This is a genomic window from Chryseobacterium sp. SIMBA_029 (assembly GCF_046535275.1).
Lineage (GTDB): Bacteria > Bacteroidota > Bacteroidia > Flavobacteriales > Weeksellaceae > Chryseobacterium.
In genome coordinates this window covers 25,466-52,408 of the sequence record NZ_JAWRXA010000010.1, presented here as the reverse complement: position 1 = coordinate 52,408, position 26,943 = coordinate 25,466, and the positions used below count along the sequence as shown (strand labels likewise).

Below are 26,943 nucleotides of genomic sequence, written 5' to 3'. Positions count from 1 at the left end.
TGGGGAAGTGGAAAATCATTGAATACAGTACAAATGATATGTCGTGGCATAACCGTTTTTATCCTAGCCCTGATTTTAATCCGTATCTCCGGCAGAAGATCATTTGGAATCGGCTCACCACTTGATAATATTATTGTCATGCTGCTCGGGGCCATTCTAAGTCGAGCCGTAGTGGGTACCTCCCTTTTATTCCGGTCATGTTAACCTGTACGGTAATTGTTCTGCTGCACAGGTTTTTCAGCTGGTACAAAGGAAAAAGCAGCCGATTTATTCATTGGTTGAAGGAGATAAAATTATGCTTTTTAAAGAAGGCAAGTTTATCACTGAAAACATGGAGAGGACACAGCTGCATACAGAAGACGTGATGCAGGAATTGAGAAAGAGAGCTATGACAGATGATTTGAATACCATTAAGGCAATCTATATTGAGAGAAACGGTGAGATCAGTATTGTCGTCAAATAAAGCATTTTTTTGGTGAGCAGATTTTCAATAATGTCTGATAAGATATAACTTCTTTAATCCTTATTTTCAGATAAGATTGAACACTGTCAGAGCTTTAATAGAGTACAAAAAGGAATAGGCCTTAACACAAGATGTTAAGGCTTTTATCGATTAAAAATCCTTTCCTGTACTGGTAAGCTGCTGAGCCAGTCCAACCAGGAGGCCATCTTTAGCCCGGATATAACATAAACGATAGGAATTTTCATACTGAACCACCTCACCGACCAGCTTCGCACCTTGTTTGAGAAGTCTGGATACCAGTTCATCAATATTCTCTACCGTAAACATCGCCCGAAGATAGCCAAGCGAGTTTACGGGAGCATTCCGATGGTCTGAGATGGTAGGAGGATTGATAAATTCAGAAATCTCCAATCTACTGTGTCCATCCGGGGTAACCATCATAGCAATCTCCACATTTTGTGAGCCCAGCCCTGTAACACGACCGGCCCACTCGCCTTCGACATTAGCACGTCCTTCAAGCTTTAGTCCGATTTCACTAAAGAAAGCAATGGCTTCATCAAGTGATTCGACAACAATTCCTACATTGTCCATTCGCAGTAATTTACTTTTTTCCATGATTTAAATTGATTTAAAGGTTATAGCTTTCTCTTAAAGCCCTTATATTTTTAAAACGGACAATCGGACATTACCTTCGAAAAAATATGTATTTGCCCAATAGTACGGTCTCAATCTTCTTACCAGATTTTTTTCTTAAAAAACAACACTAATTTCTTTACTGTCAACAACTACACTTTTCAAATTACACATTTTATTTTATATGATTAGTTGAGTGTTTTGTTCTCAATTTATAAGATTCCTTATATCTACTCCACTGTATTTGATTTTGATCTTTATTATGGCTCCGGTCTTTGATTACTGTCTTAAAATCTTTTCCATTTTTCTGCCTTTCGCCAGTTCATCAATTAATTTATCCATATACCTTGCCTGTTTAGTGAGGGGGTTTTCAATCTCCTCAATACGGTAGCCACAAATAATACCGGTTATTAAATGTGCATTGGGATTCAGTTCAGCTCTTTTGAAAAATGTGTCAAAAGTCACTTTCTCTTCGATTAATTCCTGCAGTTTTTTGCTATCAAACCCTGTCAGCCATTCTATAACCTGATCTAGTTCTTCTACAGATCTGCCCTTGCTTTCCACTTTTTTAATATAGTGCGGATAAACAGATCCAAATATCATTTTCGCAATACGCTCATCATGCTGAGGTGTGGTTTTCATATCCTTATTTTTATTTTATTTCTTTTTAGCCCGGTCTGTAGATGACTTCTTTGATCAGTTTTAAGTTTTGATGGGGACACTTGTACTAATAAGATAACATGCATAAAAGATCTGTCCCGAAAAATACTTCGGCAGGATTTACTTAATCACAGAAGCTCTCAAAATATATTTAAAATTAATAAAATATTAAGACATGATTTACAATAAGAATAATATGTAATAAATCTTTCCAATCAAAAGATTATAGATTTTGACCATATCTTTGGGATTACCTCTGTGATGTAGTCCTCAGGTAATTTTAACTTATTAAAATTACAATCAATATGTAAGATTTGTTTAAAGGCAGAAAAAGAAGAAACTAATGGTGGATAATTTACAATACCAAATTAACTGAATTATTTAATTCAATTTTTAAAGAAATTATTACAATATTTATTACATCATATTCTTCAGGCATCTCTGGGAAAAGTTTTTCGCGAACCTATGCTAAAACTGTCTCTGATTAACTGATGGACATCAGAGAGTTTATAATACAACTTACCGCTTATGGTATAATAGGGTAATTTTTTATCAGAACGGTAACGCTGCAGAGATCTGGAACTTATTTTAAGCAGCTGTAAAACATCCTGATTATCCAGCAGCTGTTCCCCGTCAATGCTGTTTAATTCGTTTTTATTCTCTTTTAACTTCTCACTCAGAATGTCAAATCTTGTCATAATTCTTTCCATCCAGGAAATGAATTCTATTCTGTCAATATTCATGATACTTTGTTTTTAATGGCTGTTACAAAGTTTAGCAAATGTCATGAATTTCCTTCGGTAGCCTATCGGTACTACCGTATGATTCTTCTCCAGAGGCTTTCAATACTGCATTAAAAAAAACATCCGGACGGGTTTCGAAATTATCCTAAGGTCAAAAATGAAACACAACACACTAAATCAAACCATTATCAATAAGGCTAAAGTATATTCAGATAATCAGATAAATAAAAGCCTTCCGATATGGAAGGCTTTAAAATTGAACCGGTCAAAATGTTAAACCTGTTGGTAATGAAAAATTGACATGGGACATTAATCCTCTCCTTCCATTATAGCTTTTTCAAGGTTTTCTTTCAACAGCTCCAAGAATTTAGTTTTTGTATATTTTCTGCTTTTAATTTCACCAATGGTCTTGTAGAAATTGCCTAAATCAATTTCCAATGACCGTTCTGCAAATCTTATCAATTCACTAAAATCAACATTACCCCCATTAAAACAACCCGTCCTGTGAAGTGCATACATCAGCTCAATTAATGAAACTTTAGAAGAAGTCCATGATAGTTTTGGTATGACAACATTATTGTGTCTGGTATTCTGTCCAATATTTCGGATACATTGTCTCAAATAAACCTCCATCAATTCATTAGCCAATATGAGTGCTATTTTGTGATCATGTGGCGTCGTAAAATCTTCATCAAGATTATACATACTTGAGGAGAGTCTCATTTTTAAATCATAAGATCCTCTGGTAAAATATTTATGGTCAAGGTACATTGCTTTTCGTCGGTAATAAGTGTAAAAATTTGCCTGCTCAGAGTAATACTTTTTCAATTTCAGAAGTTCAGCTTCATAAAATTTCCTCAGTACTTTGTCTCCGGCTATTGGTTTTGATGTTTCAAGATCTAATAATCTAGAATAATAGATGTATCTAGAAATAAAATACGGTTTATGCTCTTTAAAAAAAATAACCTCATCAGCAGTGGATTCAAAGGTGAAAATTTTCACCAGCTTTTTAAGCTCTCTAATACTTTGATCAATTTCCAGGAGTATAACCTCACATAAAGTGATGATATTGTCATGCTCATTTGTTACCATTACAATCTGCTGCTGTAAATCTTGTTGAAGTTGAACTACTTTTCTAAAAAATGTCTTTGTTACCATCTCTTTTTTCAGAAAATTACAAAGATTTAGAGTGACAGAACCGATTCAGTTTTGTTTTTTAAATTTGATCCGCCGAAATATCCATTGATTTTTCGTTTATGACCTCAATCATAGTTTCTACTAAAAAAGGCTATTAATTTTACATCAGATTAATACATACTTATTTCTATCTATTATTACACTTTGCCTCTCGTGCCCCGGGAGGCTCTTTTACTTCTGATGGTTGACCTCCTTTAGCATATAAGGAATTTACTAAAGTTCTCAATCACATTTATGTCTTGTAGGGGCTCACTTTTACTATAAATAGTCAGCAGGTTACTTATTGAGCCCATAACTACATTATAATGAATATAGATTGATCGAATTCAAATCAGTTTTCTTCCAGTTCTTCTTTTCTTTTCCTGATAAAATCCTTTGGTCTGATTCCATTGATTTCATAAAAAAGATCTGAAAAATTTTGTCTCGAAGAAATCCCGCATTCTTCTGCCAGCGCTTCAATGGTATAGTTCAGGTATTTTCTGTTGGAATTTAAAAGTTGGGTAATATATGAAATTCGCAGCTCCCCTATATACCGGTTAAAATTCATTTTCTTTTGTTCATTGATATAGATGGATAAATACGACGTATTGGTGTTTAACTGCAAGGCGAGCTTATTTTGGGTCAGTCCTTTTTTGACAAACCCATTACTGCTTTCAAACAGGCTAAGTTTGGACGATAAATCATGGATCTGTTCAGCAGTAAGGACACTTTTCCTCTGCTCCCCTTCCGCTTTCAGCTTTTCTTTCTTTTCGTCTGTATGGTGACTAGCTTTCAATCCTTTTTCACTTAATTTGTATTGGAGTTCAGTATATTTCCGCTGCACCTTTTGCTCCCTATAATATCGGAAAATGAACATTCCTAAGAAAAATAACGCCAAAGCAATACATACAATCATTGAAATCAATCTTCCCTTACTTTTCCTTTCAAGCTGCTCTTTCTTATCCATGAGTAATCTGGTATCATATTCTTTATGAATCCGGGGAGACAAATAACTAAAATCCCTAACTAAGACACTGTCAACTTTTAGCAGCTGTTTGGTGTAGTACAGCTCCTTTTCCAAACTCTTCCCTTTTTTACTACTCTTAATCAAATCCTCATAACTTGCCCTAACTTCAGGTAATATGAAATGATGGGTATTAAAAATTGAATCCACCTTCATCAGATATTTCAGACTTTTCGCTTCATCAAAACTACTGTAGCTTTTTCCCAGATAATAGTATACCACAGAGGCCCAGGCAAAGTCTTTCGCCTTCAAAATCGGATCCAGTGATTGCCCCAGATCAGCTATGGCTGTTTTATAATTTTTATGATTGTATTCCAAAAGCCCTTTGCATTTAAAAAAATATCCACGCTCCAAAGAAAATTCATCCATATCATATGTTCTGGAGAGCGCCACATTCACCAGACTATCCGAAACTTTAAATTGTTTTAGATTTCGATAACATACAATCATCTGATGCAGGGTATTATAATATCCCCTTGTATTGTTATAAATTTCATTAGGGTGGAGTTGTTCTTTGGATTTTGTTTCAAAGAAGCGGTTGCAGTCATTAAAAAGTTCCAAAGCATCCTGATAATATCCCAGGTAACTTTTGACCACTCCCAAATGGTATTTCACCTTGTATTTCAGATAATTGTCTCTGGAATATTTTGCATACTGGTAGGCCTTGAGGTATTCATCCAGAGCGGGTTCAAATTTCTTAAAATTAAAATAGTAAATAATCCCTTTACCAAGATAGGCACTGCTTATTAAATCTTTGTCCTCAGATTTTAATGCAGCCAGAATAGTACTGTCAGCATATAGTATTTTGTGTTTATCTGAGGAAGAAAAAAATACACCATCCTTATATCCCTGAACCAGACGGGAATAATCCTTTCCTTTTTTGGCTTTTTTAATATACTCACCCACATGGGGTAAAGCATTGGAATTATTCTTTTCCAGATTTTCATACTTTTTTCTAATACTCAGGTAGTTCTCATTTCCGGATTGCGGAAAAAAATTCACAAAACAAATCAAAAGAGCAAATAAAAGAAATCGAGCAGCTGTCATAAAAAAATATTATAAACATGACTTCCAAATTTAAACATTTTATATCAATCATATGTGAAATAAAAACTCATTTTAGGATTTTCATCTCCAATTGAAGATTTTGCGCTTAACAGTTAGGTCCTTCGGAAAATATAGCTGTCAAAATTTAAAAATTGGGACGTCTTAATTTTTAAAGCCTGTCACAGATCAGTTTTTTCATGTCTTTAACTGAGATAATTTTGGAATATGAATTCAATCAGATCCCGGCCGGGAAAACTTTTAATCTTAAAAAAAATAATCATGAAAAAGTTCATTCCCATCATCGGCAGTATAATCCTGCTAATATCATTAAGCTGTCGTCAAACGGACAGCATTGAAGAAGATCAAAAAGACCCAATTTCTTTGAGCCCATATCATATTGAGAAAAGCTCAAAAACTGACACCACTGAGCAGGAAAAAGATCCCCCCATAAAGGACGGACAGGACTGGCGGTTTTATAACTCAATCAAGCTTAATCTATAAAAAGTGATTCCTTGTACTTCCATTATTACCTGTTCTACCGGGTTACCCTGTCCTGCCAGCGGTATCTGGGAGAGTATGGGGAATTTTAAAACCACCTGCCCCATCGCCAAAGGCAGCAAAATGCCGGATTATTGTGGTAAAAAGGTCAGCTGGAAACTCATTCAGATAGGATAAATCATCATACACCCGCTATTATTATGAAAAATATTACCTACATTATATCATTACTCATAGCCTACTTCTTTGTTATGCTGTTCTGTTATGCTGGCATCAGCAAAGTATTGGATTTTGAAAATTTTCAGGTACAGATTGCCCAGTCACCTTTGCTCAGCGCATTTGCAGGACCTGTATCATACAGTGTCATTCTCATAGAACTCATCATTGTTGGTCTTTTACTTATTCCAAAACTTCGGTTATTGGGGCTGTATGCTTCGCTAGGCATGATGACTGCCTTTACTCTTTATATCTATCTTATTTTGAATTACAGTGATTTTGTTCCCTGTTCCTGCGGTGGCATCCTGGAGAAAATGGGCTGGACTGAACATCTGATATTCAATGTTGCCTGTATCTTACTTTCATTGACCGCTGTTATTATCATTGAAAAGCGTAAACAAACCAGGAAAACAAAATATATCATTTCGTCTGGTATTGTAATCATACTATCGTGCTTACTGGTGGTCACCCTCTTTCTACAATCCGAACATATTATCAAAAAGGAAAATAACTTTACAAGAAAGTTTCTGCCGAATTTTATCATAGAAGGAGAAAATACCGGTCTTGGCCATGATGGCTATTATTTTGCCGGTAAAGATAATAAAGGTCTTTATTTAGCAAGCCGAAATACTCCTTTAATTCTGATGAAAATCGATTACAGCCTCAAAACAACGGAATCACTCAAGATCATCCCCGACCATTCAGATTATCCTTTCAAAAGTTTACAGATTAAAGTGAAGCCCCCGTACTATTATCTTTATGACGGAACTGTGCCTGTCATTTATCGGGGTATATTAAACAATTCTGCCGCTAAAACAATCAGTAAAGGGGATGCGTTCTTCTCCCAGTTGGCGGTAATAGATTCGTCTCACTTTATTCTTCGAACCCAGAACAGCAGAACGCATGAGTATACCATCGCCCGACTGCGTACAGGACCGAAAGCTAATATCAATTTATTTCCTTCGGTTTTAGAAAAACAGATCGACGGTATTTTTGACTGCGATGGCAAACTGACCGAAAACCAGCAGCAGATGGGAGAGTTTCTTTACACCTATTTCTACAGAAACCAACTCATCATGATTAATGATAGCTTACCTCGTGTAAAAAGACAATCTACCATTGATCCTATCTCTAAAGCCCAAATGAATATCGCACAGTTATCAAACGGTACCCACATTATGAACGCTCCTCCGGTAAGGGTCAATATTCTTTCTGCATTTTATGGAAACTTCGTCTACAATATTTCGGGACTGCCTGGAAAATTCGAACCTGCCAGACTGCGAAAGGGAAGAAAAGCGGTGGACATTTACAGAACCGACCGCAATGAATACGTAGGAAGCTTTTATCTCCCAAAACAGAAGATCGAAGATATGATCATTACCCATGAAGGTCTGTATATCATTTCAGGGGAAAAATTACTCAGATATCACTTTAGAAAGCCATTAAAAGGGGAAGCCGAAAACCTTACAACAGAGTAGGCATCACTTAATATTTTTTTATTATGAAAAAGCTAATGATCCCTGCTGCTTTAGTATTACTGGGCACAGGCGCTGCTTTTGCAACCAAAGCAGCAAACAGCACCAAAAGTGCCGTCATCCCAACCTATCGTATGGATCCTGAATCGGGACTCTGCGTGCAGGTTGGACAGGAATGCAGTACCATTCAAAATGTAGTCTGCAGGTGGACAGCAGACGGAGTAACACCTCTTCATAGTGCTCCGATAAGCCCTACCGAGTGTGGAAGTGTCTTATTTAAACCTTAACAACGAAGAGGATGCTTTTGAGCATCCTCTTCATTTGTTATATAAATCATAAAAATTTTCTTTTAACAGACAATGACCTTAGTTGAAATTATTGAAAAATACAATTATGAAGTCCAGACCTTATAATTTTCATTTGATGTGATTTCAGTCATAACCTTCACTCTAATAAAGTTATAATTTAGCGCATGAGAACACACAATAAGCTGATTACAAGCTGAATAAAAATATTAAAAAACTTTTGCAGTTTCAATACTAGTTAGAAATCTGCTGGGTATCTCCAAATATTAATTTAAAAATATAGTTATGAACAATCGAAATTCAAACAATCGAAATTCAGAAAACAAAACATCCAGCTCAGACCGATCTGCTTTTGAAGATGTATACCAATTAGGTTATGATCATGGCTTTAATGATGCATCTCAAGATGAAGATTATGATGACGATTTCTCAGACTATGAGGATTACTATGAAAACGAGTATGATAATGACGATGATGATCAAGACTATGATGATAATGAAGACTATGATGATGAAGCGGATAATAATCAAAATGACAACAGAGATGGAAGGAGCTCGGGAAGCAACGGTGGTTCCAGATTGAGATCAGGCTCAGGTTCTTCAGGAAGGGGACGATCTTCTTCTGGTTCCGGAAACGGAACTTCAAAAAGAGGTTTTGCCTCAATGAGCAAGGCGGAGCGCACCAGAATTGCCCGTATGGGAGGTGAGGCTTCCCATGGCGGTGGAAGATCTTCTAATTCAAACTCAGGAAGATCAGGCTCTAATAGAGGATCAGGAGGCTCCAGTTCACGAAATAACAGCAATTCAGGTTCAAGCCGTGGCTCTGGTTCGGGGAACGGAACCTCAAGAAGAGGCTTTGCATCGATGAGCAAAGCTGAGCGTACCAGAATTGCCCGAATGGGTGGACAGGCCTCTCATGGAGGAGGAAGGTCAGGGTCAGGAAGCGGCCGTAATTCTTAATTTATAATTGATTTTTAGATTACCTCTTTTTTTGTATACAGAAGAGGTAATCATTTTTGCTTAAACACGTACCACTATAGCAGAAACAATAAAATATAAGCAAAAACACAGCAGAATATAATATCACACTTTCAACCGAAGAAATAAAAAATGCTTTTTTCACATCACCAGCTTGAAGTCCATACATCTGTACGGGGTATCAATTAATTTGATTCAACAAGAATATTAAGCAATATAACATACGATTTATTAAGAAAACCTATGACTACCTTCAAAATTTTTCCTTTTTGCCAACTGCTTTATTATTTCCTTACTGCTTTATGGCCGTTAATTCATATTGAGAGTTTCTTAACAGTAACAGGAAAAAAGACAGATATCTGGCTGGTTAAAACAGTGGGTATTATACTCTTACCTTATTGTCTGCTATTAATATATCTGACATTTAGCTCCAAAAAGAACTTTGTCATGGGTATTAACGTTAATGCTAGGTTGTCTTGGATTATTATTTGTGGACCTTTATTATTATTTCAGGAATATTATTAAGTGGGTTTACCTTATTGACGGTTGTTTCCAACTTCTATTTTTTACCTACTGGACTTTCTACATCGCTCGTTATCAGTGAAGTGATATCATTTGTTTTCCTTTAGAAAATTATCAATATGAAAAAAAAGGCTTTCTTTTACCGGAATGAATTTATAATCCAGTGCTTTTACTACTTTATCATTAGACATCTTTTGAAAAGATGTTAAGAATTCTATATTGGGTTTGGTCAGCAATCTTAATTTGGGAATCTGTCCTGCCGTCAGAATATTCAGAGCTTTTCCAAAATTTAATAATTTTCTTGATAAAATAACAGGTCTTTTTTTATGAAACTTTTCTCTTGCCATTTGAGCAAGACTACTGTATTTTTGATTTTCTGAGACAACCAAAAAGCGTTCTCCAAAAAGATTTTTATCCATAAGTTCAATTGCTATTTCTGCTACATCTCTCACATCTACACATCCCGATCCTCCGGAGAAAGTATAGAATTTATTGATAAAAGTCTGTAAAAATTCTCCACTGCTTTTTTTCCAGTTTCCACTTCCGATAATCATTCCCGGATTGATAATAATCGTATTTAACCCTTGATTAAAAGCATTGCAGACAACGGTATCAGCCTTATATTTTGAAGCCGCATATACCGTACTTTCTGTCTGGATTATAAAGCTAGAATTCTCATCGATTGGCCTCCCCTTTTTTCCATTATCAAAAATAACTGCTGAACTTACATAGAGAAACTTTTTCACCTGCGAATATTTACAGCATTCGATGATATTTTTAGTCCCCTGAATATTTATTTTGTCAACTTTCTTTTGTTCTTCGGGGTCGTAACTCACTTTTGCAGCGCAATGATAAACTTCCACCACATCTTCTAATGCTTTTTGCAAAGCTCTTTTATCATTGAGATCCGCATCTATCCATTGTATTTGATTAAAAAAAAGGTCAGCGTCTGCGGTATAATATTGCAGTGATCTTCTCACCTCATCCAGATCACTTGAATTTCTTTTTGTAGCACGAACTGTTTTACCTTTTTTCAAAAGCTTCAAAACTAATACTCTACCAAGAATTCCGGTAGCTCCAGTCACTAAAATCACTGTCATACCATTTTAAATTTAGCATTGATGCATATAATTTTATTCTGTGCTTATCCATGCTGACATATATTCTCTGTTCATCCTTGCAATATTATCCAAAGAAATATTTTTAGGACATTCAACCTCGCAGGCTCCAATGACCGAACAATTTCCAAAGCCTTCTTCATCCATAGCTTTTACCATATTTAGAACCCGTCGTTTCGCCTCAATCCTTCCCTGCGGCAGTAAAGCAAAATGAGAAACCTTCGCCCCCACAAAAAGCATTGCTGCGCCATTGGGACAGCAGGCAACACAGGCTCCGCAACTGATACAGGCAGCAGCATCCATTGCTTTATCGGCATCATCTTTGGGAATGGCAACAGCATTAGCATCCAGAGTATTTCCTGAAGTATTGACCGAAATAAATCCGCCTGCTGCCATGATCCTGTCAAAAGCGCTACGGTCTGTTATCAGGTCTTTAATAACTGGGAATGCAATGCTTCTCCATGGCTCTATAACAATCGTTTCACCATCCTTAAACATCCTCATATGCAGCTGGCAGGTTGTAATACCTGTATCAGGACCGTGGGCCCTGCCGTTAATGTACAAAGAACACATTCCGCAAATTCCTTCACGGCAATCATGATCGAACGCTACAGGTTCTTTATTTTCCCTGATTAACTGCTCATTAAGAATATCCAGCATTTCCAGAAAAGATGCGCCTGTAGAAATATCTGAAACTTTGTAGAGTTCGAATTTCCCTTTTGTTTTTGCGTTTTTCTGTCTCCAGATCTTCAAATTCAGATTTAATTTTTTGTGACTATCCATAATCTATTTGATTTGCTCATTAAAAATACAGCCAGAAGAATGCAATATCTTATGACTGATTTCATATGCCAAATGTGACGAATGAAAAAGGAGCCACAGTTTGGTTTCCTTTTTTTATACTTCTCCTGAACAGCTACCTTCAAATTGGTTACTATTCAAATCAATTTTACATTGATCAGTTAAGATGTGAACTTTAAGATTTTCCGCATAAATAGGAAACCCTTTTTTTACATTCTTAGTATTGGTCTTGCCAATTTCTGTTGCACTGAGCATCCATACCATACCGGACCCTCGGCAGGTTGCCTTGGATCCCTGCTCGATCAGAAGAGCTGTATCCTCTCCCAGGCCGACTCCCCAGCAATCCTGATTCAGAATCACAGCATGCGCAAGCCTGCCGAATCTGGCCCGGTGCACAAAATGCGTATCAATAATACAGTTATGAATTAATCCCAATCCTAAGTTCAGTTCGATATCATGTTCAAGAATGGCTTCCCCATTGATGGCATCGATAATTACAATTTTAGGCATGCACATGGCTCCGGCACTGGTTCCGGCGATCATAAAATTTTCCTCATTCCAATATTTTTCTTTCAAAAGATCTGTTAAAACAGATTGCTGCAGTGTATTACATATCCTATTTTGATCTCCTCCCGTAAAAAATACGGTCTGAGCAGCCTCAACTCTTTTAAGATGATAGTCTGTGTGAGTCTGGTCATCGCAAATATCCAGAAAGTCAAAATTAGTATATCCTATCTCTTCAAATGTCTTTGTATACGTCTTGCGCATACTCTCTGGATCAGTAGTTGCTGCCGTAATAACTTCAATACGATCATCTTTTGATTTTGCTAAAAGCTTAAGAATTTCGTGGGGTGAAAAGTTATTGTTATCTTCTTTCATTTCAGGATTCTTTCCCGCCTTATCTTCTTTCCCGCCAATAATTAATAATTGTCCTTTTGGTGTCATTGTTACATATTTTAGTTGCATTATTGAATGGTATTTCTGTTTATAAAATTTAAGCTGTACTCAAACACATCATTTTTTATCAGATTTCCGCTGAATAGATTAAAAACCGAGCCCGGAGTAAGAATATGTCCTTTTAAGTTTTTCGCATACACGGAAGTGTCTTTTTTTAAAAATCTATTTTCAACATTTTTGGCATTCACAACCATCACCGATCCACTTCCTATACATGATGCTTTATAACCTTTCTCAATGAGTACTGCCATTCCACTTTTTAGCCCGAGTCCCACATATTGATTATGGCTAATAACTGCTTTTACTAAATTTTTACATCTTTCTCCGTGCATAAATTTTGTATCAATAATACAATTGTTTATAAATCCCAGACCTTCATTGGTCACTCCAGTCTCATCTACTATCAGCCCCGAAATGCACATTGCTGCTGTATTGATACCGACGAGGGTAAAATTATCTTCATACTGATATTTTTTGTTTAAAAGCTCCAGTATTGCCGAGCCTCGTAAAGCATTACAGATTTGAGAAGTGTTGCCAACAAAAACAACGACTCCAGCTTCCGATATTCTTAAGAAATACTTATTGAGATCCTGCTTTTCACCTATGACAATACATCCAATATTATTGTAGTGACCTTCCTTTAATAGTTTAAAATAGGAATCGCTACAACGATGCCGTAAATTCCTTACGGTTGTCATTATTTCAATCCGGTCATTTTTTTGTTCTGATAATAGCCCGGAAATTTCAGAAGAGAACTGATCTGAAACCGATCCATACAATGCTTCACCGTTAGTATCTGTACTACGAATGACGACGATTCTGCCTTTAGGAGTCATAAATTACTGGTTTTCGGTTTTAACATGGGCACTGTCTCTTTCCTGTTTCATGGTATCTGACATTTCATCAAGCGTCTGAATCGTATCGGAAGCTTTGTCGTTCACCGTTTCTTTTTTGTTATCCTTATTAATGTACTGGGTTTCGGATTTTGTACATGCTGTAAGACTGTATAATAAAAATACCGATAGTGCTAAGTTTTTCATAATAATTAGGTTTGGTTAGATCAAAATTATCAATCAAAAAGCTAAAAATTTATGAGGTAAATCACAATTACCGGAAATAAAAAGCCCCTCTACAATAGAGGAGCTTACTCAAAATGCAAAAAGTAAATAGGATATAAAGCCAAAGGTATGACTACTGTCTTTTATGGATTATGACACTCCTCATAATATCATTACATCTATTATGCTATATGGTAATCGTGTTTATTCAACATTAGCAGTGAAAAGTATGTTAATTGGCATCCTCCTGCATTTCTTTATCAATCCATTGACTATCTGACTTTCCTTTTAAAAAGTAGTCCCACCAATCTATACTCCTTCGGGTCAGATCTTTAGCCTCAGGCGTACCAATTCCCAGGTCATGTCCATGATAAGGATACTGTAATGCCACCACCCGTTTGCCGCTTCTTTTAAGCGCAATATAAAACTCCATGGTCTGTTCAGGTACAACGTTGCGGTCTTTAAGGCCTGTCCATAATAAGATGGGAGCATTTACCCGGTCCGCATTAAGAATGGGATTATTTTTCATATACAATTCTTTATTCTCAAAAAAAGAGCTGCCTATTTCATATTGTCCGGTTTCCAACTGCCAGTAATGAGGACTGGAATAATTCCTGTTATATGAGAAGTAAGAACTTACCAGGTCACTTACTCCCGAACCCGAAATATAGGCTGCAAAATAATCAGAATGAGTGGCAATAAAATTCGTTAAGTAACTTCCGAACGAGTGCCCTATGAGCCCATATCTTTTGAGCTTCAAAGGATATTTATGTAATGCTTCCAAAGAACGCTCCACGGCATCAAGGCCGGAGGTTCCCGGAGAACCGTTTTCTGTCACCACATCCGGGAGATAGACAAAGTATCCTCTTTCTACCAGGGTTCTGATATTAAAACCTATCTCATCATATCTGGGCAGTAGGTACTTCTTAGCCTGGTCTGACTGCTTCTGATAAATATGAACAATGACAGGATATTCCTGTAAGGGGTTATAATTAGCAGGATAATATAAAATCCCTTTTAACGGTGTTCCTAAGGATGTTGTATAAGGGATAATCTGCTGCCGGAGCAGAGCGGCTTTCTGATCCGACAATCCGCTGTCGAATAGAAGCTTCTTTTGCTGTACCCTGGTGTCTACGACCCAGAGCCGTGGCGAGACGTTAAAGTTTTCTTCCAAAACAGCCATTTTTGTATAATCATTGTTAAACACGGCTGATTTTACATTATTGGACGAAGAATACAGGAGCATCCCTTTTTTATTCTTAAAACGGTAATACGATACAGCATCTCCATCCTTCTCATTCACTTTCAGCAGTAAGCCTTTATCATCTATAACCCTTTGCAAAGAATTGTTCCCGGTACTCAGTGATTGTTCCCCGGCTCCGGCGATCTGAACCGGTTTTCCCTGACCAGTGCTCATTCTGAGCAGTTTCCCCGACTCTACGGAGTAGATCCATAAGCCCGTTTCGCTTTCAAAGTAAACCATTTTAGAATCCTTGCTGAAATAAGGTTTTTTAAGTCCTTCCCCATCTATTTTCTGCTTTTTTAAGGTCTTAACATTCAGCAGCTGCCATATACCATGCGGGGTCTTCAATACTAACAGACTGCCGTCTTCCGAGTTTATGAATCCGGAACTGAATCTTCCTATATTGGATTTTTGACCGGTATGGGTATCCTGCAGGTAAAGATTTACATCAGGAATATAGTGGATGTAATCCTGAAGCTCATCTCCGCGAAAGACCAGAACATAACGGTCACTGCCTATGGGACTTACCGTTTCATTTTCCTGAGTATGTACTAAAACCGCTTGATCAGTGCCTGCCCTCCAAATCCAATATTTAGCAAGCATTTTTCTTCCCTGCTCTCTGCGTTCCAAATCCCGGTCATTTCCATACCAGATTTCAACTTCTTTTTCAGGGTACGGCACGTAATTAACTGCATGAATCAGGAAAGCTGATCCATTACCAATTTCCCTTAGGATAAAGAAATCAGCCCTGATACCATTCTCCCCTAAAGGATAAGACCAGGTTCCCGTTCCGGTATCCATCAGCATAAGACTCCGCAAGCCCCCCGTTGAGTGTTGGTACAGGACCAGATATTTTCCTGAATCCGAAAGCTCCATGCGTTCCAGATCATTTAATTCCACCAGCTTTTTAAAACCTGATTCCTTAAATTTCAGAATTTCAGTACTTGTTTCAGTTTTTCGCTGCGCAAAAAGATTTCCCTTTTTATCGGTAATATAATACATCACATCAGAGATCTCATCTAAAACATTCCCCTCTAAATCCATGACCTGCAATTGGTCTCGCTTATTTAATATACAATACCCCCGGGGAGACCATAGTCCGGACAGCCTAATATCCCTGTAGGTGATCTCCTTCCTGGTTTTGAGGTTCCACCATAACGCTTTACCCGGCTCACTCAGCATAGCATAGTTTCCCTGGCACCATTGAACCACCGAAGCCTTAACAGCTATGGGCTGATCTCTTTCTCTACTGTAGGCATCAAAAACCAGGATGCTGTCCTGATCAGTATACCTCTTCTTCACCGATATCCATCTCCCATCCGGAGACATGGAAATATTATCTGTTTCGTAGAATTTTGCGATCCACTGATCCATGGTGTCTTTTGAAACTCCAAGTCTTTCCTGTCCCTTTAAAATAATTCCAAAAACAGAAAGAAAAATAAAAAAGCATCCCTTCCCGGCCCTTTTAATATCCATTATTCTGAGGTTTAAGATTAGGATTCAGAAGCAGTTCTTTCTGAGGGATGGGCCACTGATGATGGTATTCCTTCCAATTGGGTTTAACTGAAGTGAGTGTACTTAGACGCCCAAATCTTTTAAGATCCGTAAAGCGGTGCCCCATTTCACAAAAGAATTCTCTGCGGTTTTCTAAAAGGACCTCTTCCAGCACTGCCTGCTGTGATACCATTCCCGTTAAAGCAGAAAGGCCTGCACGAATTCTGGTATAGTTGATGTAAGGAAGCGCCTGAGAAAGTTTATTCTGCCTCGTCAATACCTCTGCAAGATGAAGATAAACCTCCTCAATTCTAAACACCACAGAATATTCAGTAGGATTGGCGGCTCGGTTCTTATACTTATCAGCACGGTACCATGTATCCTGGCCGACTGTTACTGGGGCGACCCAGTTTTGTCTACGCTTGTCAACGGCTGAAAAAGAACCTACCAAATCATTATTTAAAGCATATAAGCCAGGCGCTGCACCGGAAAAATAATAGGTCTGCACCTCTAAGGTAGGATCGTTCGTATTTTTAGGTTTAAGCTGCCACAGAATATGCGTTCCAGATTTTTGAAAAACCTTTGTAATGTCCTGTTCAAAAGTGTAGAGCGGACTTGACACAATGGTTTGTAAAACACCTTCAGCCTCATTCCATTTTCCTTCCAGCATATAGGTCTTCCCCAGCATGAACTGCGCGACCTTTCGGTTGGGAAAGATCCTTTCTGCACTTCTATACTGATCAGACAAAAGATCAGCAGACTCTCTAAAGTCGGATTCAAGTCTGGAGAGAACCTCCACCGATGGTGTTTTAGATAAAGACTGATTGATCTTATAATCTGTGGTTAGAGGCATCGGAATATCTCCAAAAACGTTCTGGAGATAGAAAAACAGAATGGATCTCATAAGCAGTGCCTCCCCTTTAATCCTGTTTTTTTCAGCCTCAGGAAGTGACTTTGACTTCTCAGCCCCTTCTATTATGGCATTGGCCATATACACTTCTTTGTAGGCCGAAGACCAGTACATATAGACTGCCGAATTGGATGCAATCTGAAGATTGTTATACAGATCCAGCGCTCCGCTGGTTTCTCCTGAGGAATAATAACAGACCAGATCATCCGTATAGCTGCCCAGCAGTACTCCACTTCCCTGCGATCCCCCCGAGAGCGGAGAGTTATCCCATATATTGGCATAAAGCCCTGCCAAGGCTGCATTGGCCGTCTGCACGTTCTCAAACACCTGGCCTGCATCCAGCTGATTCGAAGGCGTATCCACCTCCAGCATATTTTCACAGCCCGTCAGCAGGTACAGTACTATACCTACAACAAGCATATTGATGATATCAATGATTCTATATAATTTCATGATTTCCGGTTTTAAAAATTAATCTGTGTGCCAAAAGAAAAGGTTCTTAAAGGAGGCAGGAAGCCCCCTGCTGTAAACTCAGGGTCCATCCCGAAGTATTTCGTCCACGTGAGGAGATTCTGACCCTGAACATATATTTTCACATTCTTCACCACCCTGCTCTGTAGCGGCAATGTATAGGTCAGCTGAATATTTTTAAGACGGATAAACGATGCATCCGAAACGCTTGCCGTACTGTTCCTGAAATTGTCCTGAGCCGTATTCTGATTTCCTACGGTTCCGGTACTGTAAGGCATATAATATCCTGAAGGATGATCAGGTGACCATACATCCAGCACTTCTACCGGCTGATTAAACATACCTCCCGGCAGAGGCATGGAACTGTTATAATTAAGATTCCGCTGCTTCACAAACTGAAACAGCACGGAAAGATCCCAGTTACGGTACTGAAGCGTATTGCTCCAGCCCCCAAAGTAACGAACCCCTATATTCTCCATCACTTTATTATCTTCAGGAGCTGTGATCTTCCCATCCCCGTTAACATCCTTAAACCGGTACAGCCCTGTCTTGGGATCTATACCCTCCAGCTCAAAAAGCCTTACTACCGACACAGGCATCCCCACCACCAGCTTGTTTTCATAGGGTGATCCCTCCAGACCCGGAAATGACAACAGCGTATTTTTTGGAAAGCTGATATTAAAACCTGAAGACCATTTCAAAGACTTCCCTGAAAAAGGCCTTGCACTGAGTTCAAATTCCCAGCCTTTATTTTCCACTACAGCATCCATATTGGCCAAAACAGAAGTAAATCCGGTAATGGAAGGAAGCTGATAGCCTACCAGCTGATTGGAACTTATATTCCGGTACCATGATGCATTAAGATTCACCCGGTCTTTAAAGAATCCCATCTCCAGAGCTGTTTCCAGTTTACGGGTCTTTTCCCAACTGTACTCCGGATTGTAGAGCCTTGAAGGCACCAGCCCTGTCACTGAATTGTAGATATACTCAGAAACTAAATAGTTATCCAGATACTGATAATCCCCTATATTGTCACTTCCCGTAATCCCGTAACTTCCTCTCAGTTTCCCAAAGCTCAGCCATGATCTGCTCTTAAAGAAGCTCTCTTTAGAAAACAGCCACGCCCCTCCTACGGCTCCGAATGAGGCCACCTTACGGTTTTCTCCAAAGCGGCTGCTTCCGTCACGCCTACCTGTGATATTGAGAATATACCTGTTTTTATACTGATAATTAAACCTTCCAAATACAGCCGCATACCGGTACTGCGTAGTTATTTGATCAGCAATGGTTTTGGTCTGCGCCGCGCCGATATTATGTAGAAACGCATTGCTCTCAAATCCACTCCCCCTCATGGACTCCCTTGCATTCTCCTCCATCTGTATGCTGGCTCCCAAAAGCGCCGTGAGCTCATGCCTTGTTCTTTTAAAATTCCATTCCAACTGCGGTTCCACTATATAGGAAAACCGGTTGTTATTGCTCTTAGAAGCACTGGAATAAAAGCTTGACTGTCCCGTCACAAAGGCCGGATTATAAATTGTATTGGGCCGCAGAGACCACTCTTCAAAAGCTGTATAATTAATCCCTCCATTAAGCTTTATGAATGTATGGGGAAGCAGTTCATACTGAGCGTTAAGGTTGCTCAGGAACTGCATGTTTTCATTGGTATAGGTACTGTTATATACCGCTACAGGATTGGTAAAGGTATTATTCTCCCAGTTCAGGCTTCCATCCGGCTTATACAGTTCGGGCGCATTGGGAGCCAGCACCAGAGACTTCTGGGTACTGTCTTCATTAAGTACATTACTTTTCTGAAGCGAGAACTGATTGGAAAGCATCATCTGTAATTTCCTGTCCTCAGACCGGTGGGAGATATTACCTGATACCGTATGGCTGGTATAGCTAAAATCTTTCGCAAAGACCGTAGCCTGTTCATTGCGTCCCAGGCTCAGTAAGAAGCTTGTGGTCTCACTTCCTCCTTTAAGCGACAGCTGTACCGAGGAAGAGGCAGCCACATTGCCAATCAGCTTTTCAGGCCAGTTGGTATACCGATCCAAAGACCATTTTCCATTGATATCATAGGCCGAAGCGGGATACGAAGTAATCCCGTCACTCGCATAGGCCTGCCTCCGCATTCCTATATACTGCCGGGTATCCATCATTTTAAGCCCGATCATGGCTCTACTGAGTCCATAATTAGTATTCAGACTCAGTTCCGTTTTCCCTGATTTCCCACTTTTAGTGGTCACCAGTATCACCCCATTAGCTCCTCTGGAACCATAAATGGCCGTAGCATCTGCATCTTTTAAGATCTCAATACTCTCTATATCATTAGGATTAATAGAGTTCAAAGGATTAATACTCCGAAGCGGAATCACCAGGGTTGAAAACTCCGACTTCATATCCCCACCCACAGGAACCCCGTCAATCACATACAGAGGCTGATTACCGTCTATTTCACTATTGGCCGTGGTCCGCAGACTATTCCTTCCCCTGATCTGTATATCAAACCCTCCTCCGGGTATTCCCCCTCCCTGCGTAATGCTGACTCCGGCCATTCTACCCTGCACTGCGGACAAAACATTCCCTACTGGCTGATTGGAAATATCCTTGGCCGAAACCTTGGCAATACTCCCTGTACTCTCCCGGTCTTTCACTTTATAGTAGCCCGCATTAAGCACCACCTCCCCTACACTTGTCGCTGTTGTTTTCTCAGCTGAAGACAACGAAACATTCAGCACCGTCCCCACTCCAACAGACATTCTCCGCTCCCCATACTCCGGATGACGGAATATAAGCACCGGATTTTCTCCTGAAACCCGCACCACATACTTCCCGGAAGCCCCGGTCAATGCTACTGCATCACTCCCCTGCTGAAATACGGAGACTCCTTGAACAGGCAGATTATTCTCTGTGACCGTACCCGAAATCTCGCGCACCTGTCCTATTACTACCCCAAAGGCCAGCAATGTGAAGCCAAAAGCCAACTGAATATGGCCTAGGCTGCAAAAGTTTTTTTTCATACTTTTGAAAAGTTTAATTTAATTAAGCACTTAGGCTCTTTCCTGCACAGCGTAAATTCGAATAAACTCTGGTGCGGAAAGGGCTTTTTCTCTTTTTATGTTTCTATGGTTACCTCTACTCTACAATTTCTGTTTCTTAAAAATCTATTGTTTTACTTAGTTTTAAAATCTCTGATTGATGAAGGCTTGGGAGGAAGTCTAAGCACACGGCATCACCTCCTGCCCTAAGCCCATCAATTGAAATATGAATGAAATTTGTGTTCCCGTGAAAGCTGTAAAGCCGCAATAGGTTGTACATTCCTATTGTATCATGCAGTTTGATACTATATTTTGTGGAAGCGGCTTAGAATTAATTGTAGAGAAAAGCGGACTGCATTGGAAATAAAACGGCGTGGAACTCTACAATATCCGGTTTGAGGTACTGGTATACCCTGCATACAGATAAGAGAGCCCACGCCTAGGTCGTGAGCTTCCTGCTTATCCTCTCGTATGCTAAAAATTACCAGTTTCCAAACCGAGGTTCTAAGCAATAGCTTCTAATATTCGTTGAAGTATCGCAAAGCTACATTTATTGTAACCTATTTTACAAATATAATAAAAATAAAATTGGTAAACAAAAGCGTACCGAATAAAATTATGATTATTTCTTAATTGCAGCTATGTATAAGGAATCTGAAAAAATCATTATGATCAAAGTAGCAATTACGTTGCGCCTACTGCTGAGGCGTAATAAAAATTTCACTGATTTAAATGTAGAAAATGAAGACTTAGTTAATAGCTATGAAAAAATTGCTACAAACTCAAGTGCAGATATTAGAAAGGCAACAGTTACCAATGCCTTTAGTGGCAAGAAAAAATCAACAATGATTACAATAATTTTAATTGTTGAATCAATGGGTTTCACTATGAAAGATTTTGGTGAACAATACAATAGAATTTCTGACAAGGATATTTTAGAATTCGAAAAAAATATATTAAAAATTCAATCCTGACTATAGTCAGAGCTTTCTTTTATTTACTAATTACTTTATAATATCAATCTGAACATTGTAACAGAACTGTCTCTGTTTCTTTGTATCCTTCTTTGGTTTCATTATAATCTTCATAGTTACATAAAGACTATTGATAATGCTATACCTATAATAATGTAGATTTTATTGTGTTAGCGAATTTGCTTTTTATAATATCGTAATTCTAGTATAAAATTCTTATATTTATTATATTACTTATCCTGATGAAATATAAAACCATTCTAAAGTATGAATACTCTTTTAATCATTGGACTAATTGCTTTACTGCTCGGACTGCTATTTCAATATTGGATTTATCGTAGAAAATTTTATAGAAGAAATGCTTCAGGAGTTGAGGGTTTTTCAAGTTTCGAAAAATCAATTCTTATCAGGTTTTTCGAACATTTACTAAAATGGCTTTCTTACGTTTTTATTATTATAGGAGTTCTATATTTATGGCGCTATGTGCATTCAAATAATACTTCTCAAAGAATTGAAATAAGAAAATAATTTTAATTTTTAATTAACTGAAAAACAGGAAAGTTTATCAATCTATAATCTTTTTTAGACAAAAATCAACTTTAAAAAGCTTATTTACATAAAATTGGTAGGTAGTAAAATAAATTGTTGTTTCTGAAAAAGAAATCATATCAATCAACCTTAACATTGCTATTGTTGTAGGCTTACAATTACATTTAACCTCATTAAAAAACAGTCTATACAGATTTTCAAATGCTTCTTTAATTTCATTATCTGAATAGTTTTGAATTAAAGCTTCCCTTGAGATATTTACGTGTATAGATTGGCAAAGGTCTAAACTTTCACAATAGAATGAATTTTCTAAACTTCTTTTAATTAAGAAAACAATATCCTGCATTAACAAATCCAAACTCTTTTCCATAACATCTGATTTTATCGTTTCTTGAGATTTTAATTATGTACAAAGAAGTCAAAAAAAATTGGAGTAATCCAAAATTCATGAAGACAATACTCTGTTAATAAACTTTGTTTTACTTTTTATATCGTTTTTTGAGACTATTAAAATTCAAGTAAATCCACAATCTTTTTTTCCTTGACATTAATTTTTAAACCATAACTTAAATTTTTGTCTGCCAAGAAAATTTCTTTCTCTTCATCTGTTAAATTATAATAGTCTTTTTCAACTCTAAAATGTTTATTGAAACCAATTAATGTAACTTCATTGATAGTTTTAGGAAATGGCTCTTCGAAATTAATAATTAAATGTTTTGTTTCTTTAGCTTTAAAGTTAACTAATAGTTGTCTTCCAATTGATGCATCTGTGTATTTTGAAAACTCACTTAAAGGTTTTTTATTATTGTCTGTAATAGAAAAACTGTTATTAATATGACAACGACAACTTTTACCATAAATGAACTTATCTAAACTTTCAAATTCAGGTGCAGTAATTTCAAAATAATTAGGAAATGGAGTATTCATTTCCCTATCGTATGGATTAGTAATATCAAAACTAATACTAAGTAATAAACCATCTTCATTTTTAGTAATACCATATTTTTCTTTAGTAATTTCAAAGACTTTAGGAACTGACTTAAAATTAATATCCGTGATTTTAATATCATAAGCAAAATCACTTTCCGGAATTATATTTTTAAAGGAATAAAAATCCGTTACAGTGTTAACTGATTTAGAAGTTGGCAATTTCTCAGTTTGGTTAATTTTTTCCTTACTACAGTTAAATAAAACATTTACAATTAATAAAAAAATATATTTTTTCATCGTTTTTTGAGACTTCATTTAGACTTTATCCTAAAGTATTGGAGAGATAAATATTATATTTTATTTGTGTTGGTAAACTTTCAGTTCATTAAGAATATCATTAAGAATTTCAAATCTTGCTTTTCCAAAGTCTGATCTTTTTTCCATTGACTGTATACAATTTGAAAAATAATATACATTATCCTGAGTTGTAACGTAACCTACGTACCATCCCACATATTGCGCTCCCTGTTTGCCGGCGCCGGGTTTTGCCCTGGTAACTGTGTTCAGCGTATCGCTTACAATCATGATATCTTTCACAATATTCATAGAACGTTGTGAGAAGGGAAGATTATTATCATGAAGCCTGCGTAAAAAATCAATCTGTTGACCAGGTGTTATTCGAAGGTTTCCGGATAACCAGAAAGCATCAATTTGCCCCGTAATATCAGTATTACCATAATTAGCTTTTTTGAGCCACTTCTTCATCCGGTCTTCACCGACTCTTCTTGCTAATTCCTGATAATACCATACTGTAGAATTCTTAAAGGCATTCCTCATATCAGTATCCTTATTCCATGCCTCAAGTGCTCTTTTTTCTCCATCCCATTTAAGAATAACGTTTTCATCTTTTACAACCCCTGTCTCTAATGAAACTAGTGAATTACATATTTTAAATGTAGAAGCAGGTGTAAACGGTTTAGACATTTGATCTTGATTATATATGGTATACCGATCATTCTTTTGGTCATACATTATAAATGATCCTTCTACTTCATATTTATCATAAAACTTTTTAAAATCATCTCGAACTATTGTTGAAGTTATAGATTTAAAAGACATAACTATTAGAAATAGAATCCCGGTAAATAAAAAAATAAATTTTGTAGATTTCATTGTTTATCAGACTTTTAATTTATTACAATCCTTTTTTGAGATTAGTTACTTTGCTAATCAATAAAGTTATTGGTTATTCCTGTTGAAATGTGCTCGATAAAAACTTTCTTACTAATTATATCGGAATTAATAATTGCTAATACAAAACGATCTATCTCTTCAATTAGATAGACTACAAACTTAATATTAAAAAACGCTAGAGGTTTGCCTTGTAAAAATTGATATTCTACACCATTATAATCTACATTAGTACTGACTTTTGTGTGATATCCCTCAAAGTGAACTGTGTTTCTAGTGTAAATCAATAATGTTGCAAAGTCTTGATACTTTGAATCAATATTTAGATGTGTAGTTAATTTTTTAAGAGTTTCGAGTAGTGAGTATTCTTCTTTTCTTTGATCTTTCGCTATAATTCTCGCAAAGCTTTCAAATCTTAAAAATATACGGTGAAATAGATTTTCTCTAATATTATTAGCAATGACGCTTAATTTATTATTTAAAAAATTATTCATTTCTTCTTCAGTTTGAAAATTAAGTTTTTGTAAAACTGGGATGTTAGGATAATTTTCAACTAATAAATCAACTAGAAGTACTGCGGTTTCAATTTCAGAGGTAATACAATTATAGAAATGAGTTCTACAGTCATTCTCAACATACAAATAGTGATTTATTGATGTAAATGAAATCAGTGTTTTCCTTGATAAGGATTTATAAATTTCAAGTAACTCTGGTGTAGTTGTTGCGTAATGTTTTAATTCCATTTATTTGAGTAATATTACTTTTTGAAAAGTAAGGTTATTTATCGTTTTTTGAGATTTAATTTTTTTGGTGATCCTTTAGTGCAAATAATTCATTTAAATCACCTTTAAAATCAGATTCTCTAAGTAATTCAAAACCAATAATATTTTTCGTTAAAACTCTAAGCACGCTCCCGTTATTTCTATCAGCAATCACTAAAATTCCAGTTTTAATAGTATTAAAATTAATTTCAAAATTCAAAGGGTGTAAATCAAAAATGAATCCTCCATCCATCAACAATTTGATCTTTAAATTTTTTTTGACAGAGTAAATGTCTTCGTCAGAACCTTCAAAGACTGGGTGTGGTTCTAAAAAAAATTTTAAATCCTTAAGCAGTTCATTTTTCTTCATATTATAAATTTAATGTTTGATACGGTTTTCGTTTTAAAGTTCTTTAAGTAAAATAATGAGCTTTGAAAAACTATTATTAAAGTCCTGATTATAATCTATATTAAAGATTTTTACTCCTTTTTTTAAAGATTTTTCACGTTTTTGATTATCTAAAAATTGTGTTTTGGCTAGACCTTCTTTTCCTCCAAAAAAATCTATAGGTTGAAAATGTTGAATACCATTATATTCTATTGCAATATTTAGTTCTTTTATAAATATGTCGAACCTCTGCCCATTTAACCATTCCGGAGAATGTTGGCTAATGAATCTGTAAGTAGGAAATTCGATGGTAAGCAGATTTAGCAAATGCTTTTCCATAACATAACTTCCAACTTCGTCAAAGCCTTTTTCTTGGCGGATATGATTTTCTAAGCTCCTGTAATTATTCATTAGCCGAGAGTAAAAAGTTTTTTTAACATCGTCAGAGCTATAAATTTTCTTGTCCCAATCTATAAAATTTCTTTTATAACCAGAATTAATGACTAACATATCTCCCAACAAAGTATAGGAAATTTCATCAACTTTAGCATGGTTACGTAAATAATCTAAGCAAAAAAATTCTTCAATTTCTTCTAGGTTCAATTGATTTAGAAAAGTTATAAACTCTTCACTATTAATTACTGTTTTAGTACTAGAAGATAAACTACGCAAAAGCGAATGAATAATCTTTTCTGTCTTTAAGTTCTCTTTCTTATAAATAACATATGTCAAATATTTTCTAGGTGAGACCAAACCTTCACCAAAAATATTATCAATCTTTTCTCTTTTGTTCCAAAATTTTACATTCCGGTAATGATTTAGAACAAAGGTATTTTTATTAAACCAATCATTTTCAGAAAATGTAAATTCAACTGCCTGAAGGAAGGATCTAAACTCTTCTTCACTTTTAAATTTTGTTGTAATTTCAGAAAAGTAATTAAGAATTATTCCTGACTTTCTAATATCCGTTTCTCCGTGGATTTTCTGCTTATTTGGTAATGCAAAACAAATAACCCAATTCTTACCATTTCCAGTCCTTATGATATCTGAACATGGATATGCTGTTTTATCGCCAACTAAATAATTAAGTCCATTATAATTTATTAATTCAAATCTTTCACTAATCCCATCTTCGAAGAGAATCCGCCCATTTTCATTTATCTCTTGGATAAGTTGCTTTTCATTATCGTAATGAGGCTTTTTTGAACGGTGAATTTTCTTTAAATCTATTCCAAAAACGTTGTTGTAAGATTCCTCAATTAGTTCCTCAATATTTGGTCTTTTATCTACAATCTTTTTGGGGTTAAATGACTTCATTTC

25 protein-coding genes are annotated in these 26,943 nt (G+C 36.5%); 6 read left to right on the top strand and 19 right to left on the bottom strand.

The window, feature by feature from the left end; translation table 11 throughout:
- Nucleotides 1-205: 205 nt before the first annotated feature.
- A complete protein-coding gene (locus SB679_RS17925; protein ID WP_410703819.1) occupies nucleotides 206-463 on the top strand; it encodes a YetF domain-containing protein in 258 nt (85 codons plus the stop codon).
- 150 nt (nucleotides 464-613) lie between these two features.
- Here the strand turns inward: SB679_RS17925 and SB679_RS17920 are convergent, their stop codons facing one another.
- From SB679_RS17920 to SB679_RS17900, 5 genes are all read right to left on the bottom strand, one after another.
- The gene (locus SB679_RS17920; RefSeq protein ID WP_410703650.1) at nucleotides 614-1,078 is read right to left on the bottom strand and encodes a VOC family protein; all 465 of its coding nucleotides are present in this window, start codon (nucleotides 1,076-1,078) and stop codon (nucleotides 614-616) included.
- Nucleotides 1,079-1,375: 297 nt separating this feature from the next.
- Nucleotides 1,376-1,738, bottom strand: coding sequence for a DUF2200 domain-containing protein (locus SB679_RS17915; RefSeq protein ID WP_410703649.1), 363 nt, complete (start codon nucleotides 1,736-1,738; stop codon nucleotides 1,376-1,378).
- A gap of 449 nt (nucleotides 1,739-2,187) precedes the next feature.
- The gene (locus SB679_RS17910) at nucleotides 2,188-2,499 is read right to left on the bottom strand and encodes a helix-turn-helix domain-containing protein (RefSeq protein WP_410703648.1); all 312 of its coding nucleotides are present in this window, start codon (nucleotides 2,497-2,499) and stop codon (nucleotides 2,188-2,190) included.
- Nucleotides 2,500-2,808: 309 nt separating this feature from the next.
- Nucleotides 2,809-3,657, bottom strand: a complete 849-nt coding sequence (locus SB679_RS17905; RefSeq protein WP_410703647.1) for an RteC domain-containing protein — start codon at nucleotides 3,655-3,657, stop codon at nucleotides 2,809-2,811.
- A 370-nt stretch (nucleotides 3,658-4,027) separates the two neighbouring features.
- A complete protein-coding gene (locus SB679_RS17900; protein WP_410703646.1) occupies nucleotides 4,028-5,746 on the bottom strand; it encodes a helix-turn-helix domain-containing protein in 1,719 nt (572 codons plus the stop codon).
- 279 nt (nucleotides 5,747-6,025) lie between these two features.
- Here SB679_RS17900 and SB679_RS17895 point away from each other — a divergent pair, with 279 nt between their 5' ends.
- The 4 genes from SB679_RS17895 to SB679_RS17880 all read left to right on the top strand — a co-directional run bounded on the left by SB679_RS17895 (nucleotide 6,026) and on the right by SB679_RS17880 (nucleotide 9,200).
- Entirely contained in the window at nucleotides 6,026-6,247 is a 222-nt protein-coding gene (locus SB679_RS17895; RefSeq protein ID WP_410703645.1) for a hypothetical protein, read from the top strand.
- A 197-nt stretch (nucleotides 6,248-6,444) separates the two neighbouring features.
- The gene (locus SB679_RS17890) at nucleotides 6,445-7,938 is read left to right on the top strand and encodes a MauE/DoxX family redox-associated membrane protein (RefSeq protein WP_410703644.1); all 1,494 of its coding nucleotides are present in this window, start codon (nucleotides 6,445-6,447) and stop codon (nucleotides 7,936-7,938) included.
- A gap of 23 nt (nucleotides 7,939-7,961) precedes the next feature.
- Nucleotides 7,962-8,222 carry a DUF6520 family protein gene (locus tag SB679_RS17885; protein ID WP_410703643.1) on the top strand — a complete coding sequence of 87 codons (261 nt, stop codon included), beginning with the start codon at nucleotides 7,962-7,964 and terminating at the stop codon, nucleotides 8,220-8,222.
- A 303-nt stretch (nucleotides 8,223-8,525) separates the two neighbouring features.
- Nucleotides 8,526-9,200, top strand: coding sequence for a KGG domain-containing protein (locus SB679_RS17880; protein WP_410703642.1), 675 nt, complete (start codon nucleotides 8,526-8,528; stop codon nucleotides 9,198-9,200).
- Between the two features lie 629 nt (nucleotides 9,201-9,829).
- Here the strand turns inward: SB679_RS17880 and SB679_RS17875 are convergent.
- From SB679_RS17875 to SB679_RS17840, 8 genes are all read right to left on the bottom strand, one after another.
- On the bottom strand, nucleotides 9,830-10,840 hold the full coding sequence (locus tag SB679_RS17875; RefSeq protein WP_410703641.1) for an SDR family NAD(P)-dependent oxidoreductase: 1,011 nt from the start codon (nucleotides 10,838-10,840) through the stop codon (nucleotides 9,830-9,832).
- A gap of 33 nt (nucleotides 10,841-10,873) precedes the next feature.
- Nucleotides 10,874-11,641: a succinate dehydrogenase/fumarate reductase iron-sulfur subunit gene (locus tag SB679_RS17870; protein WP_410703640.1), complete on the bottom strand. Its 768-nt coding sequence runs from the start codon at nucleotides 11,639-11,641 to the stop codon at nucleotides 10,874-10,876.
- Between the two features lie 114 nt (nucleotides 11,642-11,755).
- Nucleotides 11,756-12,604 carry a cyanophycinase gene (locus tag SB679_RS17865; RefSeq protein WP_410703639.1) on the bottom strand — a complete coding sequence of 283 codons (849 nt, stop codon included), beginning with the start codon at nucleotides 12,602-12,604 and terminating at the stop codon, nucleotides 11,756-11,758.
- Nucleotides 12,605-12,624: 20 nt separating this feature from the next.
- A complete protein-coding gene (locus SB679_RS17860) occupies nucleotides 12,625-13,452 on the bottom strand; it encodes a hypothetical protein (protein WP_410703638.1) in 828 nt (275 codons plus the stop codon).
- Nucleotides 13,453-13,455: 3 nt separating this feature from the next.
- Nucleotides 13,456-13,656, bottom strand: a complete 201-nt coding sequence (locus SB679_RS17855) for a hypothetical protein (RefSeq protein WP_410703637.1) — start codon at nucleotides 13,654-13,656, stop codon at nucleotides 13,456-13,458.
- A 250-nt stretch (nucleotides 13,657-13,906) separates the two neighbouring features.
- The gene (locus tag SB679_RS17850; protein WP_410703636.1) at nucleotides 13,907-16,393 is read right to left on the bottom strand and encodes a prolyl oligopeptidase family serine peptidase; all 2,487 of its coding nucleotides are present in this window, start codon (nucleotides 16,391-16,393) and stop codon (nucleotides 13,907-13,909) included.
- On the bottom strand, nucleotides 16,383-17,774 hold the full coding sequence (locus SB679_RS17845; RefSeq protein ID WP_410703635.1) for a RagB/SusD family nutrient uptake outer membrane protein: 1,392 nt from the start codon (nucleotides 17,772-17,774) through the stop codon (nucleotides 16,383-16,385). Before SB679_RS17845 ends, SB679_RS17850 begins: the two co-directional genes overlap by 11 nt.
- A gap of 11 nt (nucleotides 17,775-17,785) precedes the next feature.
- Entirely contained in the window at nucleotides 17,786-20,812 is a 3,027-nt protein-coding gene (locus SB679_RS17840) for a SusC/RagA family TonB-linked outer membrane protein (RefSeq protein WP_410703634.1), read from the bottom strand.
- A 686-nt stretch (nucleotides 20,813-21,498) separates the two neighbouring features.
- On the opposite strand from SB679_RS17840, the gene SB679_RS17835 reads away from it, so the two are divergent.
- On the top strand, nucleotides 21,499-21,804 hold the full coding sequence (locus SB679_RS17835) for a hypothetical protein (protein WP_410703633.1): 306 nt from the start codon (nucleotides 21,499-21,501) through the stop codon (nucleotides 21,802-21,804).
- Between the two features lie 565 nt (nucleotides 21,805-22,369).
- On the opposite strand, the gene SB679_RS17830 is transcribed toward SB679_RS17835, so the two are convergent.
- The 6 genes from SB679_RS17830 to SB679_RS17805 form a co-directional block, all read right to left on the bottom strand.
- Nucleotides 22,370-22,723 carry a hypothetical protein gene (locus SB679_RS17830; RefSeq protein WP_410703632.1) on the bottom strand — a complete coding sequence of 118 codons (354 nt, stop codon included), beginning with the start codon at nucleotides 22,721-22,723 and terminating at the stop codon, nucleotides 22,370-22,372.
- 137 nt (nucleotides 22,724-22,860) lie between these two features.
- Nucleotides 22,861-23,580: a hypothetical protein gene (locus tag SB679_RS17825; RefSeq protein WP_410703631.1), complete on the bottom strand. Its 720-nt coding sequence runs from the start codon at nucleotides 23,578-23,580 to the stop codon at nucleotides 22,861-22,863.
- Between the two features lie 60 nt (nucleotides 23,581-23,640).
- Nucleotides 23,641-24,402 carry a class D beta-lactamase gene (gene blaOXA / locus SB679_RS17820; protein WP_410703818.1) on the bottom strand — a complete coding sequence of 254 codons (762 nt, stop codon included), beginning with the start codon at nucleotides 24,400-24,402 and terminating at the stop codon, nucleotides 23,641-23,643.
- A gap of 107 nt (nucleotides 24,403-24,509) precedes the next feature.
- The gene (locus SB679_RS17815; RefSeq protein ID WP_410703630.1) at nucleotides 24,510-25,217 is read right to left on the bottom strand and encodes a hypothetical protein; all 708 of its coding nucleotides are present in this window, start codon (nucleotides 25,215-25,217) and stop codon (nucleotides 24,510-24,512) included.
- 55 nt (nucleotides 25,218-25,272) lie between these two features.
- Entirely contained in the window at nucleotides 25,273-25,605 is a 333-nt protein-coding gene (locus SB679_RS17810) for a hypothetical protein (protein WP_410703629.1), read from the bottom strand.
- A gap of 33 nt (nucleotides 25,606-25,638) precedes the next feature.
- The gene (locus tag SB679_RS17805; protein ID WP_410703628.1) at nucleotides 25,639-26,940 is read right to left on the bottom strand and encodes a hypothetical protein; all 1,302 of its coding nucleotides are present in this window, start codon (nucleotides 26,938-26,940) and stop codon (nucleotides 25,639-25,641) included.
- Between the last annotated feature and the right edge of the window lie 3 nt (nucleotides 26,941-26,943).